We start from the raw sequence: 3,403 nt of genomic DNA, 5'->3' as shown, positions 1-3,403 counted from the left end.
GGCGGCGGCACGATCGCCGGGGTCGGCGCGACCGTCGGCGGCGGCAACGTCGCCAATGTCGGCGCCACGGTCGGCGGCGGCACGATCGGATCCGTCGGCGTGTCGGTCGGCGGCGGAACCGGGACCACCGCCGGCACCGGAACCGGAACCGGCACGACGGGCGGCACCGCCTGCAATCCCTGCACGGGCGGCGGAGCCGGACCCGGCGGCGGCGGCGGCAGCACGGTGTACGACCCGGCCCGCATCGCGGCGATCGAGCTGCGGCTGTCGAACGCCGAGAACCTGCCGATCCGCGGCAACAACGTCAGCCAGTTCCCGCTCCCGGTCGCCGGCGGCGCTGACGCGCTCGCGGCCGGCTACGGCGCCACGGCGGGCGGCGTGAGCGCGACGGCCCTCGGGACCGAGGCGAACGCGGCCGGCGACGGGTCCATCGCGATCGGCCGCAGCGCCTCGGCGACGCAGGCCAACACCATCGCGATCGGTCCCGGCGCGCAGACCACCCGCACGAACCAGGTCGCGATCGGCAACGGCTCGAACACCTATACGCTCGGTGGGATCACGTCGGCGCAGAGCGCCGCGGCCCAGAACGGCGCGACGCAGTTCGTGACCACCGACGCGGCGGGCAACCTCGCGACCTCCGGCTACGGCCCGAGCACCATCGCCGGCCTCGGCTCCCGCCTCGACTCGGCGGAAGGGCGGATCGGCGGCGTCGAGTCCCGCGTCGGCGCGCTGGAATCGCGCACGAACGCCCTGTCGCAATACACCACCGAGACCCGGCGCGAGGCACGCCAGGGCGTCGCCACGGCGCTGGCGATGCCGACCGCGTCGATGCCCTCGGCACCCGGCCGCACCACCTGGGTCCTCAACAGCGCGACCTATCGCGGCGAGTGGGCCGGCGGCGCGGCACTCTCGCACCGCCTGCCGACCGCCGTGCCGCTGGCGATCAACGTCGGCTACGCCTATGGCGGCGACGGCGGCCACGGGGTGCGGGCCGGGCTCGGCGGCGAGTTCTGAGCGCGCCTCCCGCCCGGCTCGGGCCGGGCGGGCTCGGGCCATCGCGTTGGTCCTGAGGCAGTCGACGCAGCAGGCCAGGCCTCTGGGTGACGGGCGTGCCCGCCATCCAGGGGTCGTCTTCGTCGGACCCCCATGCGATCGGGCGATAGGGCTTGTCTCCCGCATCGACTTGCGGACGGGTCGAATGCCGCCGAGCGGGGCGGCTCGTTCGCCAAACCCGACCCATCATTCCGGGGCACCGAAGGCGAGCCCGGAATCCCGAACCGCCGAGCCGACCCGAAAGGGCGGCGACGGTCGATTCGGACAGCTTCGCTGGCGGTTCTGGGTTCCGGGCTCGGCTGCGCGGCCCCGGACTGACGGGTCGGGTTTCAGGACGGTCGCGGTCGGGTCGTCGAACCGTGCTTCGCCTTTGGGGACGTCGGCCGCCCGCGACCCCCTCACCGCGCTCCGCGATGAAGGTCCCCGTCGATCAGCAGCGCGCTCTTGCCGTCGAGGCGGGTGCGGTAGACCTGCAGGTTCTCCATCACCCGCTGGACGTAGTTGCGGGTCTCGGTGAACGGGATGCGCTCGACCCAGTCGATCGCGTCGACCTCGCCCTTGCGCGGATCGCCGTAGGCGTCGATCCACTTCTTCACGTTGCCGCCGCCGGCGTTGTAGGAGGCGAAGGCGAGGATGTAGGAGCCGCGCCAATCCTCCATCAGCTCGCCGAGATGGGCCTGGCCGAGGCGCGCGCTGTAGATCGCGTCGGTGCCGAGCCGGTCCGGGTCGTAGGCGGCCGAGACGCGTCGCGCGGTGCGCTGGGCGGTGGCCGGCATCATCTGCATCAGGCCGCGCGCGCCGACGCCGGACTGCGCCCGCGGGTCGAACTGGCTTTCCTGGCGCGCGATCGCGAAGACCATCGCCTTCTCGACCAGCGGCACCGAGCCGAACGCCTCGTAGGTCGGGATGCCGATGGTGGGGTAGGCGTGCGCGTCGAGCGGCAGGCCGCGCTGCACCGCGAGCTTGCCGACGGCGACGAGGGCGCGGGCGTCCTTCATCTCGACGGCGAGGTCGCCGAGGGCCTGCACCTCGCGCGCATCGGTGAGGCGCTGCGCGGTGTCGATGTAGAGCGGAAGCGCCAGCTCCTTCAGCGAGACGGCCCCGAGCAGGCGCAGGGCACGGATGCAGAGCCGGTCGTCGAAGGCGGCGCGCGCCGGGCCGTCGAGGTCGGCGGGCGCGCGCAGCGCGAGGCTGGTCTGGCCGAGCTTGGCCCGGGCGAGCTGCCCGTAATAGGCGATCGGCTGCAGCGCCGCGGTCTCGTAGAACTCCTTGGCCGCATCGGCCTGCCCGAGGGCTTCGGCCGCCCGGCCCTGCCAGTAGGCGGCGCGGGCGATCGAGATCGGCGTCTCGGCGATGCCGGCGGCGAGCGCGAAGTGGCGGGACGCGGCCTCCGGGTCGCTGCCGAAGCGGAGCGCAATCCAGCCGGCGTGAAACTCGGCCTCGATCCGCTTCTCGACCGTGCGGGCCGGGTTGGCGCTCGCCACCGCGTAGGCGGTCCTGGCGTCGCCGAGGTCGATCAGCTTGCGCGCGACGATGCGGCGCTCGACCCACCATTCGTCGCCGTCGACGAGAACGTCCGGGTTGCTCGGCGCGGTCGCCAGCACGGCCGCCGCCTCGGCCGGCTTGTCGGCCCGGCGCAGGAACTGCGCCCGCGACAGGATGTAGGAGCTGTCGCTGCGCAGCGACGGCGGCACCGCGGCGAGGGCGGAGGCGGCCCCGGAGCTCTTGTCCTCGACGGCGCGGCGCGCCCGCACCAGGCTGGCATACGCGCCGCCGGCATAGGTCGCGGCCCGGCCGGCCGCCTCCCAGTCTTCCTTCAAGAGCGCACGCTCCATGCGGTAGCGGTGATCGATGCGGGTGAGCACGCCCGGGAAGGCGTCGGCGACCCTGGCCTCGAGCGAGCGGCCGAAGGTCTCGGAGCGCCACAGGTCGCGGACGAGGTCGGCGGCGTCCGCATCGAGCCCGTCCGCCTTGAACGCCAGCGCCAGGGCGAACTTGCCCGGCGCGCTCGCCGGCCGGGTCGCACCGAAATAGGCGCGCACCGTCGCCGGATTCCTGCGCTCGGTGAGCAACGCCTCCTCGGCGCGGCGGCGGAGCAGCGGGCCCGCCGGCCAGTCCGGGTTGGCGCGGGTGAAGGCGACGGTGCGCTCGAAGCCGATGCCGGCGCCGGCGCGGATCGCGACCCATTCGAGCAGCGCCCGCGCCGCCGGATCGGAGAAGCCGTCGCGCAGGCGGTCGCCGTCGGCGACCTTGCCCTTGCGGTAGAAGTCGATCGCCTGGCGCAGCTGGGCGACGTCGGTGTCGCCGACGCGGGCGATCGGGCCGAGGCCCGGCACCTCCGGCACGGGGG

General features: G+C 74.3%; 1 protein-coding gene and 1 pseudogene. One reads left to right on the top strand and one right to left on the bottom strand.

The window, feature by feature from the left end; genetic code table 11:
• Positions 1 to 1,014 (top strand): annotated as a pseudogene (locus FV223_RS23330) (hypothetical protein); the annotation flags it as partial.
• A 437-nt stretch (positions 1,015 to 1,451) separates the two neighbouring features.
• On the opposite strand, the gene FV223_RS23325 reads toward FV223_RS23330, so the two are convergent.
• On the bottom strand, positions 1,452 to 3,403 hold a 1,952-nt coding region (locus tag FV223_RS23325; protein ID WP_147729224.1), incomplete at its 5' end, for a lytic transglycosylase domain-containing protein.

The sequence above is a fragment of the Methylobacterium sp. WL116 genome, from assembly GCF_008039455.1.
Classification (GTDB): domain Bacteria; phylum Pseudomonadota; class Alphaproteobacteria; order Rhizobiales; family Beijerinckiaceae; genus Methylobacterium.
This window is presented reverse-complemented; position numbering and strand designations above follow the sequence as displayed.